Source organism: Pseudacidovorax sp., from assembly GCF_017991995.1.
GTDB lineage: Bacteria > Pseudomonadota > Gammaproteobacteria > Burkholderiales > Burkholderiaceae_C > Xenophilus.
The window spans coordinates 343,298-357,978 of sequence record NZ_JAGOPN010000002.1; the positions used below are offsets into that span (position 1 = coordinate 343,298).

Sequence of the window (14,681 nt, forward strand, 5' to 3'; positions counted from 1 at the left end):
CGCTCCGTCCTTCACCCCACGGCCAGGAGCCACTCGCATGAAGCCCTCGTTCAAAGCGCTGACCGGCGCATTCCTCAGCCTGCTGCTCGGCGCGAGCGCCTGGGCCCAGAGCTTTCCGACCCGGCCCGTGACGCTCATGGTGCCCTACCCGGCGGGCGGGGTGTCCGACGTCATCGCGCGCAGCCTCAACAACGTGCTGGCGCGCCAGCTGGGTCAGCCGGTGATCGTCGAGAACCTGGGCGGTGCCAGCGGCGGCATCGCGGCGCAGAAGGTGCTCAACAGCCCGGCGGACGGCCACATGATCTTCCAGGGCTCGCCTAACGAGCTCGTCCTCGCGCCGCTGTCGAATGCGGCCATCAAGTACAAGCCGGAGGACTTCCGGCTGGTGCAGATGATCACCATCAACCCGCTGGTGATGCTGGCCCGCAAGGACCTGCCCGCCGCCAACGGCGACGAACTGGTCGCCTACGCGCGCAAGTCGGCCGCCGAGGGCAAGCCGCTCACCTTCGCCAGCGTGGGTCCCGGCTCGCTGTACCACCTGCTGGGCGAGCACCTGTCCAAGGTCACCGGCATCCCCATGACGCACGTGCCCTACAAGGGCGGCGCGCCCGCGCTGCAGGACGTGATGGCCGGGCAGGTCGACATCTTCATGACGCCCTACGGCCGAGGCCAGGTGGACATGGTGGAGCAGGGCAAGCTCAAGGCCACGGCGGTGCTCTCCGCCGACCGTCAGGCGCTGTTTCCCAAGGTGCCGACGCTCGACGAGAGCAAGGCCCTCAAGGGCTTCGTGTTCGAGACCTGGGCCGGCTTCTTCGTGCGCAAAGACACGCCCGAGCCGATCGTGCAGGCCCTGCACAAGGCCCTGAGCGAGGTGGCCGCCGACCCGACGGTGCGCGCGGCGCTGGAGGCCCAGGCCATGGTCGTGCCGGCGCCGCAGCCGCTGCCTGCACTGGGCAAGCTGTATGCGGACAACACCGCCCGCTACCAGGCCATCGCCCGCTCCATGCACCTGCAGCCGCAATGACGCAGGCCGCGACGACGATGCAGGACGCGCCGTACCTGGGCCAGGCCCTGGCGCAGCGCGTGGGCGAGTTCATCCAGATCCGCCGCGCCATCCATGCCCGGCCCGAACTCGCCTTCGAGGAACACGAGACGGCGGCGCTGGTCGCGCACAAGCTGCGCGGCTGGGGCTACGCGGTGACCACGGGCGTGGGCCGCACGGGTGTGGTGGGCACGCTGCGGCGCGGCAACGGGCGCCGCGCCCTGGGCATCCGCGCCGACATGGACGCCCTGCCGATGGCCGAGCCCACCGGCCGCGCCTGGGCCAGCCAGCGGCCCGGCCTGATGCATGCCTGCGGGCACGACGGCCACACCGCCACGCTGCTGGCCGCCGCCCGGCTGATCGCGGAAGACGTGGACTTCAGCGGCGTGCTGCACCTGATCTTCCAGCCCGCCGAGGAAGGCGCGGGCGGCGCGCTGGCGATGATGGCCGACGGCCTGTTCGAGCGCTTTCCCTGCGATGCGGTCTATGCGCTGCACAACATGCCGGGCATCGAGGCCGGCCGCTTCTGCTTCCGCACCGGGCCGGCCATGGCCTCCAGCGACAACGTCACGATCATGCTGAAGGGCCGCGGCGGCCACGGCGCCTTTCCGCACCAGGCCTGCGACACCGTGGTGGCGGCTGCGTCCATCGTCATGGCGCTGCAGACCGTGGTGGCGCGCAATGTCGATCCGCTCAAGACCGCCGTGGTGACGGTGGGCGCGCTGCACGCGGGCCAGGCCAACAACGTCATTCCCGAGGAGGCCCGGCTGGAATTGAGCATCCGGGCGCTGGACGAGGACGTCCGCCAGCTGGTCAAGGCCCGCATCCTCGCGCTGGTGGACCTGCAGGCGCGCAGCTACGGCGTGGAAGCCGCTGTGGACTGGCGCGACGGCTATGCGGTGCTGGTCAACACCCCGCAGGAGACCGCGCTGGCGGTGGACGTGGCGACCGGGCTCTTCGGCCCGGCGCGCGTGGATGCCCAGGGGCCGATGTTCACCGCCAGCGAAGACTTCGCCTTCATGCTGCAGAAGGTGCCGGGCTGCTACCTCTTCGTGGGCAACGGCGCGCCCGGTACCCCGGGCGGCTGCCATGTGCACAACCCGGGCTACGACTTCAACGACGACATCATTGCGCCCGCCGCCGCCTTCTGGAGCCGCCTCACGGCGGCCTACCTGCAGGACGCGTGAGCGCCTTCTGGCCGATCAATCCAGGCTGATGTTCCCGCGCCGCACCAGCTCGCCGTAGACCTTGGACTTGATCTCGGCCTGGCGCGCGATCTCTTCCGGCGACCAGTCCAGCGGCTCGAAGGCGAAGGTGTCAAAGCGGGCGCGGATCTCGGGGTCGGCGATCACCTTGGCCACGTCGGCATTGATCTTCTTCTTGACCGCGTCCGGCACGCCCTTGGGCGCCAGCAGTGACACGAAGGAGTTGACCTCCAGCTCGGCCGGCCCGCCCGACTCGGCCATGGTCGGCACGTCGGGCATCTGCGGCACGCGCTTCTTGGCCGCCACGGCCAGGTACTTGAGCTTGCCGGCCTTGTAGATGCCCTGGCTGGACGGGATGCTCGCGAAGGCCCAGGGCACCTCGCCCGTGCCCACGTTGGCGTAGAGCTGCGACACCTCGCGATAGGGCGCATGGTTCATCTGCGTGCCGGTGAGCGCGTCCAGCTGCTGGCCGCCCAGGTGGCCCGGGCTGCCCACGCCCCAGGAGCCGTAGGTGATCTGGCCTGGCCTGGCCTTGGCCTCGGCGATCAGGTCGCGCATCGACTTCCACTTCGACTCGCTGCTCACCGCCACGAAGAAGGGCGTGCGAAAGAGCGCGGCCACGGGGTCGAAGTGCTGCAGGGTCACGAAGTTGCGCGACTTGTACAGGTGCGGCAGCGCGGCCAGGTGCTCGCTGTCGAACTGGATCAGCGTGTAGCCGTCGGGCGCCGCGCGCCGGGCCGCGTCGATGGCGATGAAACCACCGCCGCCGGGCTTGTTGTCGATGGTCACGCGCTGGTTCCAGAGCTTGCCCAGCTTGTCGCTGACCAGGCGCAGCACCGCGTCGGGGCCGCTGCCGGCCGCGAAGGGCGTGACGATGGTCACGGGCTTGGTGGGGTAGTCGGTGGTCTGGGCGAAGGCGGCCGAGGCCGCGAAGGTGGCGGCCATGCTGGCGGCCAGGGCGGGAAGCAGGAATTTCAAGGATGTCTCCGGTGTTGTTGGCGGGAATGGGAAAGCGGTTTCGGGCAGGCGCGGGCGCCATGCGGTCAGTGGACCCGCGACCGTTCGGGCTGAGCCTGTCGAAGCCAGGGCCAGCGCGGGCCGACGTCCTGCCTGATGGGCATGGCGCTCAAGCGGCAAGATCGTCGACCTGCATGCGGTACTGGTTCAGCGCCTCGAAGATCGGCGCATCGCCGAAGCGGAACAGGTCCAGCGAGGCGGCCTGTGCGTCGCAGCTGGCCGAGAAGGGCTGCCAGGAGGGCACGACGAACAGGTCGCCGCGCTGCACGCGCCAGGTCTTGTCGCCCACGGTCACGCTGCCGGTGCCGTCGAACACCTGGTATACCGAGCCGCCCACCTCGCGCCAGGTGCGGGTGTGGCCACCGGCGCGCACGCGGTGCATCTCGCAGCGCATGGTGGGCAGCACGTCGCGGCCCGTGCCCGGGTGGGTGAAGCGCACGGCCGCATGGCCGGGGCTCAGCACGCCGGGGTGGCCCTCGTCCTCCAGCGCCAGCTGATCGGCCAGGGCGCGGTCGGTGTCGGCCCATCGGTAGGCCAGCAGCGGCGTGGCCGGCGTGTCGGCTTGCTGCGAAAGGGGCCGCAGGCCCGGATGGGCCCACAGCCGCTCGGAGCGCGAGCGCTCGGGCGTGGCGCATTCGGCCTCGCTCAACTGGTCACGGCCATGCTCGAAGAACTGCGACTCGGTGTAGTACGCAAAGGGAATGTCCAGCCCGTCGATCCAGGCCATGGGCTCGGTGGCGGCGTTGTGGTGGGCATGCCAGTTCCAGCCGGCCTGCGGCAGGAAGTCGCCGCGCGCCATGCGCACCGCGTCGCCGTTGACCACGGTCCACACGCCTTCGCCCTCGACCACGAAGCGGAAGGCGTTCTGCGTGTGGCGGTGCTCGGGCGCATGCTCGCCGGGCATCAGGTACTGGATGGCGGCCCACAGCGTGGGCGTGGCATAGGGCTGGCCGCCCAGCGCCGGGTTGGCCAGGGCGATGGCCCGGCGCTCGCCGCCGCGGCCCACCGGCACCAGCTGGCCGGCCTCGGCCGCGAGCTGCTTGAGCCGCTCCCAGCGCCACAGGTGCGGCGCCGCCTTGCTGCGCGGATGCGGCGGCATCAGGCTGCCGATCTGCGTCCACAGGGGCACCAGCAGCTCTTCCTCGAAGCCGCGGTAGAGCTGGCTCAGGGCGGGCGTGGGCTCAGGCTGGCCGGGAGCGGCCACGGCCTGCAGCCGCACGGGGGAGGGAAGGGTGTCGATCACGGCAGCCATATGAAGCGTCTCCTGGTGGGGGCACCCTCTCCCGCTGGGAGAGGGCGGGGGTGAGGGCCCGCGGCGATGGTGCAGCTGCAGCGCGTGAGAGGTCCGCGGCCCCTCACCCAGCCTCTCCCCAAAGGGGAGAGGAGCGGGGGCCATGCGCATGCTGCAGTCGCGCCGGCCGCCATCATGCCGCGGGGCCGATGGCCAGGGCGATCTCGCCCACGCCCTGCACGTGGCCCGTGATGCGGTCGCCGCTCTGGACCGGACCCACACCTTCGGGCGTGCCGGTGTAGATCAGGTCGCCGGGCTGCAGGTGGTAGTACTTCGACAGGTCTTCGATCAGCTCGGGGATGTTCCAGATCAGCTTGTCGAGGTCGGACTTCTGCTTGGTCTCGCCGTTGACCTGCAGCGCGATCTCGCCCTGCGACAGCACGGTACCGGCCATGGGCACGACCTCGGAGCAGACGGAGGACTGCTCCACGTCCTTGCCCAGGTCCCAGGGCCGGCCCTTGTCGCGGGCCACCAACTGCAGGTCGCGGCGGGTCATGTCCAGGCCGCAGGCATAGCCGTAGACCAGGCGGCCGGCTTCTTGGCGCGGCACGCGGAAGCCCGCGGCGCCGATGACCACCACCAGCTCCATCTCGAAGTGGAAGTTCTGCGTGCCGGGCGGGTAGGCCACGGTGGCGCCGGATTCGACCAGCGTCGAGGGCGCCTTGGTGAAGTAGAAGGGCTGCTCCACCGACTTGTCGACGGGGCGGCCCATCTCCACCGCATGGGCATGGTAGTTGCGGCCGACGAAGAAGAGACGGTTCACCGGCAGGCGTCGGCTGTCGCCACGCACGGGCAGGGAGGCGACGGGGGGCGGGGTCCAGAGGTAGTCGGTCATGGGGTGAGGGGATGACAGGATGGGTCGGGGTCGGCGCTTCGACAGGCTCAGCGCGAACGGTTGGGGGTGACTGAGCGTCGAAGGGGACGATTCGTGCGACTGTGCGGCGTGCACGGCTTCATGACGCGAGACAGTTCTTCTCGGTCCACCCGTACAGCCACTCCATCGCGTCATAGAAGCGCTCCGGCGTGCGGCCCTTCCACAGGTCGTTGCGCACCAGGCGCTCCACGCCCTTGGCGTGGAAGATGCGCCCCATCTCGCGCGCCGACAGCACCACGCGGGCCGTGCGCGCCACGCGCGAGCGCTGGTAGAGGGCGAAGGCCTTGTCCCACTGGTTGTCGTGCACGCGCAGGGCCTCGCCCAGCGTCACGGCGTCTTCCATGGCCATGCAGGCGCCCTGGGCCAGGTACTGCAGCGTGGGATGGGCGGCGTCGCCCAGCAGCGCCGCCCGACCGAAGACCCACTGCCCGATGGGCTCGCGGTCCGCGGTGGCCCAGCGCTTCCAGTCCTTGGGCAGGTCGATCAGCTGGCGGGCGCGGGCGCAGATGCCCTCGAAGTAGCTCTGCACCTCTTCGCGGCTGCCCTCGCGCACGCTCCACTCCTCCTGCTCGCGGCTGTGGAAGGTGACGACCACGTTGTACTGCTCGCCGCCGCGCAGCGGGTAGTGCACCAGGTGGCAGTTGGGCCCCACCCAGATGCTGGCGGCATTCCATTGCAGGTCGGGCGGAAAGTCGGGGCGGTCCACCACGGCGCGGTAGACCACGTGGCCCGACACGCGCGCGTCGTCGCCCACATATTGCCGCCGCACCGCCGACTTCACGCCGTCCGCGCCGATCAGCGCGCAGCCACGGAAGCTGCGGCCATCGCTGCTGACCACGGTCACGCCCTCGTCGTCCTGCGCAATGCGCTGCACCTGCGTGGCGGTGGCGATCTCCACCCGGCCGGTGGCATGGGCGCCTTCGAGCAGCGAGCCGTGCACGTCGGCGCGGTGGATCACGGCATAGGGGTTGCCGAAGCGCTGGCGGAAGGCCTCGCCGGTGGGGATGCGGCCCACCAGCGTCTCGTCCAGCGCGTCGTGCATCACCATCTCGTCGGTGTAGACGGCGCGGGCCCGGGCGATCTCGCCGATGCCCAGCGCGTCGAAGGCCGCGAAGGCATTGGGCCCGAGCTGGATGCCCGCGCCGATCTCGCCCAGCTGCGCGGCCTGCTCCAGCACCATCACGTCGAAGCCGCGGCGAACCAGGGCCAGCGCCGCGGCGATGCCGCCGATGCCGCCGCCGGCCACCAGCACCGGCAGGGGGGAGGAAGAAGTGGATGCGCGTGGGGATGCTGCGAGGGATGCCATGCCTGTCTCCGGCTGTTCTGCATTGATGCCTGTCAATGGCGCGGATTGTTCGCAGGCCCCACTATTGCCTCAAGCACTGTGGCTGATACTCGGCATCGCTTTTTTCGATAGTGGGGTGCGCGCATGTCCAAGCTGGACCTGGAATGGCTCAAGGTGTTCGACGAGGTGTGGCAGACCGCCAGCGTCTCCAAGGCGGCCGAGCGCCTGGGCATCGCGCAGGCGGCAGCCAGCACCGCGCTGAACAAGCTGCGCGCGCATTTCGACGACCGCCTGTTCGAGCGCACGGCGCTGGGCATGCAGCCCACCCCGCATGCGCAGAAGATCCAGCCGGCCCTGCGCGAGGCGCTGGCGCAGATCGAGCAGGCCCGCGCCAGCCGCGAGGCCTTCGACCCGGCGACGGCCAGGCGGCGCTTCCGCATCTGCCTCACGGACATCAGCGAGGTGGTGCTGCTGCCGCGCCTGCTGGACCATCTGGGCCGTGAGGCCCCGGGCGTGCAGGTGGAGACCGAGATCGTCTCGGCCGCCAGCGCGCGCCGGCTGGAGGACGGCGAGGTGGACCTGGCCGTGGGCTTCATGCCGCAGCTGGAGGCCGGCTTCTACGGCCAGACGCTGTTCCGCCAGAACTTCGTCTGCCTGGTGGCCAAGGACCATCCGCGCATCGGCAGCAAGCTGACGCGCAAGGCCTTCGCCGTGGAGTCGCATGCGGTCATCGCCTCGTCGGGCACCGGCCATGCCATCGTCGACAAGACCATCGCCCGCGCCGGCATCGAGCGCAAGGTGGCGGTGCGGCTGTCCAGCTTCCTGGGCGTGGCGCGCATCGTGGCGCAGACCGAGCTGGTGGTGATCGTGCCGCGCGTGCTGGGGCAGATCCTGGCCACGCAGGAGCCCGTGCGCATCATCGAGCCGCCCTTCGCGCTGCCGGCCTATGCGGTCAAGCAGCACTGGCATGCGCGCTTCCATGCCGACGACGGCAACGCCTGGCTGCGGCGGACGATGGCGCAGCTGTTCGGCGGTGGCGCGGCGCCCGGATAATCCGCCGCTCCCACCCCACTGTCACTTGCGAGACTCGCCGCCATGTCCTCCATCGTCCTGCGCTTCCTGGCCGAACCCAGCACCGTCAACTTCGGCGGCAAGGTCCACGGCGGCACCGTCATGAAGTGGATCGACGAGGCGGGCTATGCCTGCGCCACCGGCTGGTCGCACAACTACTGCGTCACCGTGTTCATCGGCAGCATCCGCTTCCACCGCCCGATCATGATCGGCGACCTGGTCGAGGTGGAGGCCCGCATGGCCTACACCGGCACCACCAGCATGAACATCTCGGTCGAGGTGCGCAGCGGCGACCTCAAGGGCGGCAAGATGGTGCGAACCACCGAATGCCTGATCGTCTTCGTGGCGGTCGACTCGCACGGCCGGCCGCTGCCCGTGGACGCCTACCAGCCCAAGACCCCCGGCGAGATCGCCCTGGCCGAGCGCGCCCGCGCCCACCTGGACGCCGCCCGCAAGGTGGCCGATGCGCCGCCGCCCAGCCTGAGCGGCGCGGCGGATTGAGCGACCGCCAGGGTCGCGGCGCGTCGACTCACCCCTGCCCGCTCGGGCTGAGCTCGTCGAAGCCGGGCTTGGCTTCCAGGTCCTAGGGTTTTCCCGAAACCCCGCGTCCGGCGCGCCGGACGCGCTCGCCGCATGCAGTCCGGCGGTACCCCGGCAACGCGCCGGAAGGCTTATAAAAGTCATTTAAAAACAATAGCTTGCATCGCCTCCGCCGCCCGTCCGGGCTGGCACCCTCCTTGCGCTGATCAGCGGCCGCCATCGATGGCGCCCTTTCCGCAACGGAGACACCCCAGGAGCCCGCATGCAAGACCCGACCCCCGCCCGCCGCCAGCCGCTATACCGGTCCCTTTATTTCCAGGTCATCGTCGCCATCGTCATCGGCGTGCTCCTGGGTCACTTCTATCCCGCCCTCGGCACCGACATGAAGCCGCTGGGCGACGGCTTCATCAAGCTCATCAAGATGATCATCGCGCCGATCATCTTCTGCACCGTGGTGGTCGGCATCGCGGGCATGGAGGACATGAAGAAGGTCGGCAAGACCGGCGGCTACGCCCTGCTGTACTTCGAGATCATGAGCACCGTGGCGCTGATCATCGGCCTGATCATCGTCAACGTGGTCAAGCCGGGTGTGGGCATGAACGTCGACCCGGCCTCGCTCGACACCAAGGCCATCGCCGCCTACACCGGCCCGGGCAAGATGCAGAGCACCACCGAGTTCCTGCTCGCCATCATCCCCAACACGGTGGTGGACGCCTTCGCCAAGGGCGAGATGCTGCAGGTGCTGCTGGTGGCCGTGCTCTTCGGCTTCGCGCTGCATCGCTTCGGTGGCCGCGGCACGCTGGTGTTCGACATGATCGAGAAGTCCTCGCACGTGCTCTTCGTCATCGTCGGCTACATCATGAAGGTGGCGCCCATCGGTGCCTTCGGTGCCATGGCCTTCACCATCGGCAAGTACGGCGTGGGCTCGCTCAAGCAGCTGGCCTTCCTGATGGGCACCTTCTACGCCACCTGCTTCGTCTTCGTGTTCCTGGTGCTGGGCATCGTGGCGCGCCTGCACGGCTTCAGCATCTGGAAGCTGGTCAAGTACATCAAGGAAGAACTGCTGATCGTGCTGGGCACCAGCAGCTCCGAAGCCGCGCTGCCGCGCATCATGGCCAAGCTGGAGAACCTGGGCGTGCGCAAGTCCACCGTCGGCCTGGTCGTGCCCACGGGCTACTCCTTCAACCTGGACGGCACCTCGATCTACCTGACCATGGCCGCCGTGTTCATCGCGCAGGCCACCAACACCCAGCTGGACATCACGCACCAGATCACGTTGCTGCTGGTGCTGCTGCTCACCTCCAAGGGCGCCGCCGGCGTCACGGGCAGCGGCTTCATCGTGCTGGCCGCCACGCTGTCGGCGGTGGGCCATGTGCCGGTGGCCGGCCTGGCGCTGATCCTGGGCATCGACCGCTTCATGAGCGAGGCCCGGGCCCTGACCAACCTGGTGGGCAACACCGTCGCCTCGGTGGTGGTCGGCAAGTGGACCGGCGACCTGGACGAGAGCCGCATGCACGAGGTGCTGAACAACGAGAGCACGCTCGAAGCCGACGCGCCGGAGCAGGTGCTGGACGCCACGACAGCGCGCTTCCCCACGAAGGCAGCCTGAGAAGCCACGGCGGCGCCGGCCGCCGCCCGCCACGGCCATACTCGCGCCGTGGCATCCAACTCCCCGGGGGCGCAGCGCGCCCCTTTTTCATTCCTGTCGACCGGCGCCGGGCGCACCCGCCTCGGTCCGGCGCTGGCCGTGTTCGCCCTCGTGGCGCTGGCGGCCTGGGGCGCGTACGCACTGGCGCTGCGCATCGGGCTGGACCGCCTGGGCGAGGCGGCCGATCACCGGCTGGACATGGAGGTCGGTCGCATCGAGGCCGAGCTGACCCGCTTCGACTACCTGCCCGCCCTGCTGGAAACTTCGCCCCAGGTGCAGCAGCTGCTGGCCAGCCCCTTCGACCCGGCGCTGCGTGCGCAGGCCAGCCACTACCTGCATGCGCTCAACGCCATCGCCGGGGCCGAGACGCTGTACGTGCTGGAGCCCGGCGGCGTGGCCGCGGCCGCTAGCGACGATGGCCAACTCGGCACGCCCGCCGGCCAGAACCTGTCGTACCGGCCCTACCTGCGCGAGGCCCTGGCCGGCGGGCGTGGGCGCTTCTACGGCATCGGCGTCACCAGCCGGGTGCCGGGCTACTACCTGGCCTATGCGCTGCCGCGCGGTGGCCCCGTGCGCGGCGTGGCCACCGTCAAGATCGACCTGCGCCCCGCGGCGCTGGCCTGGCGTCAGCTGCCCGGCGAGATGCTGCTGCTCGACGAGCACCAGGTCGCCATCCTGGCCTCGCGCGAGGACTGGAAGTACCGCCCCATCGTGCCGCTGCCCGAGGCCGAGCGGGCCGAGGCAGCCGCCTCGCGCCGCTACGGCGACGCCCCGCTCACGCCTCTGGCGTGGCGCATGGCCGGCGACGGCCCGCTGGAGCCCGGCCCGGTGCGCGAGGTGCGCCTGGACGGCCGCAGCTACGCCGCCACCGTGCACCGCCTGGATGCCGGCCGCTGGCGCCTGGTGCTGCTGAGCGACGAGGGTCCCGTGCGGGCCGTGGCCGCCGCCGCGGCCGCCGGTGCCGCGCTGGCGGCCGCCGCGCTGCTGCTGGGCCTGCTCGTGCTGCGCCAGCGCCGCCGGCTGGTGCGCCAGCAATTGGCCAGCCGCGCCGCGCTGCAGGCGGCCAACGATTCGCTGGAACGCCGCGTGCAGGAGCGCACCGCCGAGCTTCGCGCCGCCCAGGCCGAGCTGGTGCATGCCGGCCAGCTGGCCGTGCTCGGCCAGATGTCGGCCGGCATGGTGCACGAGCTCAACCAGCCGCTGGCGGCGCTGCACACGCTGTCGGACAACGCGGTGCTGCTGCTGGAGCGGGGCCGCAGCGAGGATGCACGCGCCAATCTCTCACGCATCGCGCAGCTGGTGCACCGGCTGGGCCGGCTCACGGCGCAGCTCAAGGTCTTTGCGCACAAGCGCACCGAGCCGCCCGTCCCGGTGCTGCTGGAGCGGGCGCTGCGCGAAGCTGCGCTGCTGCATGCGCCCCGCCTGCGCGAGCTGGGCGTGGACCTGCGCACCGACAGCCTGCCCGCCACCCTGGCGGTGATGGCCGAGGAGACGCGCCTGGTGCAGGTGCTGGCCAACCTCGTCGGCAACGCTGCCGATGCGCTGGCCGAGGTGCCGGCGGGTACGCGATGGATCGCGGTGACGGCGCAGTGCGGCGATCCCCTGCGCATGGAGGCCCCGGCTGAAGGGCCGCGCCCGTCCGTGGCCAGCGCCGAGCCGCAGCACGAGTCCGACCGGCACAGCGTTGCGCCCCTCTGCCGCATCGTCGTCGCCAACAGCGGCCCGCCCATCCCGCCCGAGGTGCAGGCGCGGCTGTTCGAGCCTTTCTTCACCACCAAGCCCGCCGGCCGCGGCCTGGGCCTGGGGTTGATGATGTCGGCCCATATCATCCAGGCATTCGGCGGCAGCCTGCGCGTGGCGCGGCCCGACGAGATGGCCGACGGGGCTGGCGCCGCCTTCGTCATCGAGCTGCCCGCCGACGTGGGCGCCGACGCAACCGCTCCCGCCCCCGTCCCCGCCCTCCGCGAAGAACCATGAACGCCCCCACCCATCCCATCCGCGTGCTGCTGGTCGAGGACGACGAAGACGTGCGTCTGGGCGCCGCCCAGGCGCTGGACCTGGCCGGCTTCGAGGTTCAGGCCTTCGGCGCCGTCGAGCCCGCGCGTGCCGCCATCACCGAGGGCGTGCCCGCCGTGGTGGTGTGCGACGTGCAGCTGCCCGGCCAGAGCGGCCTGGGCTGGCAGGCCGAGCTGCACAAGACCGACCCGCAGCTGCCCGTGATCCTGGTCACTGGCCATGGCGACATCGCCATGGCCGTGCAGGCCATGCGCGACGGTGCCTACGACTTCATCGAGAAGCCCTATGCCTCTGACCGGCTTGTGGCCGTGGTGCGCCGCGCCGCCGAGCAGCGCCGGCTGGCGCTGGAGGTCGAATCGCTGCGCCGCGCGCTGGACGACTGGAGCGGCATCAAGGCCACGCTGATCGGCCGCTCGGCCGCCATGGAGCGGGTGCGCCAGGCCGTGCGCACGCTCGCGGCCACGCCGGCCGACGTGGTCATCTATGGCGAGACCGGCACCGGCAAGGACCTGGTCGCCCGCTGCCTGCATGAGCGCAGCAGCCGGCGCGGCGGCCACTTCGTGCCGGTCAACTGCGGCGGCCTTCCCGAAAATCTGGTCGACAGCGAACTCTTCGGCCACGAGGCCGGCGCCTTCACCGGCGCCGTCAAGCGCCGCATCGGCAAGTTCGAGCATGCGCACGGCGGCACGCTGTTCCTCGACGAGATCGAGAGCATGCCGATGGCGGTGCAGGTCAAGCTGTTGCGCGCGCTGCAGGAGCGCACCATCGAGCGCGTGGGCTCCAACCAGCAGGTGAGCGTGGACTGCCGTGTGATCGCCGCCAGCAAGGTGGACCTGCGCGAGGCCAGCGAGCAGGGGCGCTTTCGCGCCGACCTGTACTACCGCCTGGGTGTGGCCTTCATCGAGCTGCCCCCGCTGCGCGAGCGGCGCGAGGACATCCCGCTGCTCTTCGAGCACTTCACGCTGCAGGCGGCCAAGCGCTACGGCCAGCCGGCGCCGGTGCCCGACACCCAGGCGCTGTCGGCGCTGCTCGGCCACGCGTGGCCCGGCAACGTGCGCGAGCTGCGCAACGTGGCCGACCGCTATGTGCTCGGCCTGCTGGGCGACAGCTTTTCCGACGCCCTGGGCGGCGGCCAGCGCGGTGTTTCGCTGCCGGAGCACATGGAGCAGATCGAACGCACCCTGCTCATCGAGGCCGTGCGCCGCCTGCAGGGCGACGTACCCCAGGCCGCCAGGGAACTGGGCATCGCCAAGGCCACGCTGTACGACAAGCTCAAGCGGCTGGGGATCGATGCGGCGGGGTATCGGCGGGAGGAGTAGCGATGGGGCCACCGGAGAAAGAGCCGGAAAAAGAACCGGAATCACGATGTGGCTATCTGATTCATAAGTTGCTGTCATTCAATGACATATTCATAGAATGAGCGGAAACTGAACCGGAAATTCGTGGTGTCTACTCGCATCGCTGTCTTCGACCAGCCGCATCAGTTCGAGCCCCTGGTTCCCGCCCAAAGGCTGGACCTGCTTCGGGAGCGGACACGAGAGGTATTCGAAAAGTCGGCCGCCCTCAAGGCTGCGGCCAGCGAGCCGGTGCGGGTTGGTCTGCGCGAGATCGTGCGATCCATGAACTCGTACTACTCCAACCGGATCGAGGGGCAGAGCACACATCCCGCCCACATCGAACGGGCGCTTCGGCAGGACTTTTCAGCGACACCCGATGTGGCGCGGCGGCAGCGGCTGGCGCTGGCGCACATCGAGGCCGAGCGGGCGCTCGAGCCGCTGGTGCACACCGAGGCACAGGCGCTGTCCAGCAGTTTCGTGCAGCAGGCCCATCGTCAGCTCTACGAGCGCCTTCCGGCGGAGGACCGGCGCACCGACGATGGCCGGGAGATCCTGCCCGGCGAACTTCGCCGGCACGACGTGGCCGTTGGCCGCCACCAGCCGCCGACCTGGTCTTCCGTTCCGCGATTTCTCGAGCGAATGGACGAGGTGTATGGCCGCCTGAAGGGCGTCGATGCGCTGCTCTACACCGTGGCCGCAGCCCATCACCGGATGATGTGGACCCACCCCTTCGAGGATGGCAACGGCCGCGCGGTGCGCCTGCAGACGCACTGCGCCCTGTTTCTTCTGAGCGGCGGACTCTGGTCGGTCAATCGGGGGCTGGCGCGGGACCGGGACCGCTACTACCTGATGCTCGACGGTGCTGACGCCATGCGCCAGGGTGACCTGGATGGCCGCGGCAATCTCAGCGAGAAGGCGCTCTGGGACTGGTGCAATTACTTCTTGGATGTCTGCGCCGACCAGATCGGCTTCATGGCGCACATGCTGGACCTGGGTCGCCTGCGCGAACGTCTGCAAGCCTGGGTGCTGGTGCGACGAGCGGGTGGTGATTCGACGGAATACCGCGAAGAAGCGGTATTGCCGCTCCAGATGCTCGCCGCCGCTGGAACCCTGTCGCGCGGCGAGTTCAGCCGCATGACGGGATTGGAAGAGCGCACAGCCCGCAAGGTGATTTCGCGCTTCCTCAAGGATGGGCTGTTGCAGAGCGACGGCCATCGTGGCGCGCTGCGGCTTGCCTTCCCGCTGCACGCGCTGAACATCCTCTTTCCCAGCCTCTACCCGGAGGCTGCGGCGGCCGTCACTGAATAAGAGTGTGGCGAATGGCAGGAGCAGACAGCACGGCGCTGGCGCTGCAT

The 14,681-nt window shown here is 70.1% G+C and carries 12 protein-coding genes; 8 read left to right on the top strand and 4 right to left on the bottom strand.

Features of this window, described 5'->3' with window-relative positions; all coding sequences use genetic code 11:
* Nucleotides 1-37: 37 nt before the first annotated feature.
* Together KBC94_RS03890 and KBC94_RS03895 are read left to right on the top strand one after the other, a co-directional pair.
* Complete coding sequence (locus KBC94_RS03890; RefSeq protein WP_017758682.1) at nucleotides 38-1,024, top strand: tripartite tricarboxylate transporter substrate binding protein; 987 nt, start codon at nucleotides 38-40, stop codon at nucleotides 1,022-1,024.
* A 17-nt stretch (nucleotides 1,025-1,041) separates the two neighbouring features.
* Complete coding sequence (locus KBC94_RS03895; RefSeq protein ID WP_294366775.1) at nucleotides 1,042-2,229, top strand: M20 aminoacylase family protein; 1,188 nt, start codon at nucleotides 1,042-1,044, stop codon at nucleotides 2,227-2,229.
* A gap of 15 nt (nucleotides 2,230-2,244) precedes the next feature.
* Here the strand turns inward: KBC94_RS03895 and KBC94_RS03900 are convergent, their stop codons facing one another.
* The 4 genes from KBC94_RS03900 to KBC94_RS03915 form a co-directional block, all read right to left on the bottom strand.
* Entirely contained in the window at nucleotides 2,245-3,192 is a 948-nt protein-coding gene (locus KBC94_RS03900) for a tripartite tricarboxylate transporter substrate binding protein (protein ID WP_294366776.1), read from the bottom strand.
* A 181-nt stretch (nucleotides 3,193-3,373) separates the two neighbouring features.
* Nucleotides 3,374-4,516, bottom strand: coding sequence for a cupin domain-containing protein (locus tag KBC94_RS03905; protein ID WP_294366485.1), 1,143 nt, complete (start codon nucleotides 4,514-4,516; stop codon nucleotides 3,374-3,376).
* Nucleotides 4,517-4,688: 172 nt separating this feature from the next.
* Nucleotides 4,689-5,390 carry a fumarylacetoacetate hydrolase family protein gene (locus KBC94_RS03910; protein ID WP_294366486.1) on the bottom strand — a complete coding sequence of 234 codons (702 nt, stop codon included), beginning with the start codon at nucleotides 5,388-5,390 and terminating at the stop codon, nucleotides 4,689-4,691.
* Between the two features lie 118 nt (nucleotides 5,391-5,508).
* Nucleotides 5,509-6,735, bottom strand: a complete 1,227-nt coding sequence (locus KBC94_RS03915) for a 3-hydroxybenzoate 6-monooxygenase (RefSeq protein WP_294366488.1) — start codon at nucleotides 6,733-6,735, stop codon at nucleotides 5,509-5,511.
* Between the two features lie 123 nt (nucleotides 6,736-6,858).
* On the opposite strand from KBC94_RS03915, the gene KBC94_RS03920 reads away from it, so the two are divergent.
* From KBC94_RS03920 to KBC94_RS03945, 6 genes are all read left to right on the top strand, one after another.
* The gene (locus tag KBC94_RS03920) at nucleotides 6,859-7,767 is read left to right on the top strand and encodes a LysR family transcriptional regulator (protein ID WP_294366490.1); all 909 of its coding nucleotides are present in this window, start codon (nucleotides 6,859-6,861) and stop codon (nucleotides 7,765-7,767) included.
* A 42-nt stretch (nucleotides 7,768-7,809) separates the two neighbouring features.
* Entirely contained in the window at nucleotides 7,810-8,286 is a 477-nt protein-coding gene (locus tag KBC94_RS03925; protein ID WP_294366492.1) for an acyl-CoA thioesterase, read from the top strand.
* 301 nt (nucleotides 8,287-8,587) lie between these two features.
* Complete coding sequence (locus tag KBC94_RS03930) at nucleotides 8,588-9,934, top strand: dicarboxylate/amino acid:cation symporter (protein WP_294366495.1); 1,347 nt, start codon at nucleotides 8,588-8,590, stop codon at nucleotides 9,932-9,934.
* 48 nt (nucleotides 9,935-9,982) lie between these two features.
* Nucleotides 9,983-11,950 carry an ATP-binding protein gene (locus KBC94_RS03935; protein WP_294366496.1) on the top strand — a complete coding sequence of 656 codons (1,968 nt, stop codon included), beginning with the start codon at nucleotides 9,983-9,985 and terminating at the stop codon, nucleotides 11,948-11,950.
* On the top strand, nucleotides 11,947-13,308 hold the full coding sequence (locus KBC94_RS03940; RefSeq protein WP_294366499.1) for a sigma-54 dependent transcriptional regulator: 1,362 nt from the start codon (nucleotides 11,947-11,949) through the stop codon (nucleotides 13,306-13,308). The genes KBC94_RS03935 and KBC94_RS03940 overlap by 4 nt, the downstream gene beginning before the upstream one ends.
* A gap of 126 nt (nucleotides 13,309-13,434) precedes the next feature.
* The gene (locus tag KBC94_RS03945) at nucleotides 13,435-14,634 is read left to right on the top strand and encodes a Fic family protein (protein ID WP_294366501.1); all 1,200 of its coding nucleotides are present in this window, start codon (nucleotides 13,435-13,437) and stop codon (nucleotides 14,632-14,634) included.
* Nucleotides 14,635-14,681 lie beyond the last annotated feature (47 nt).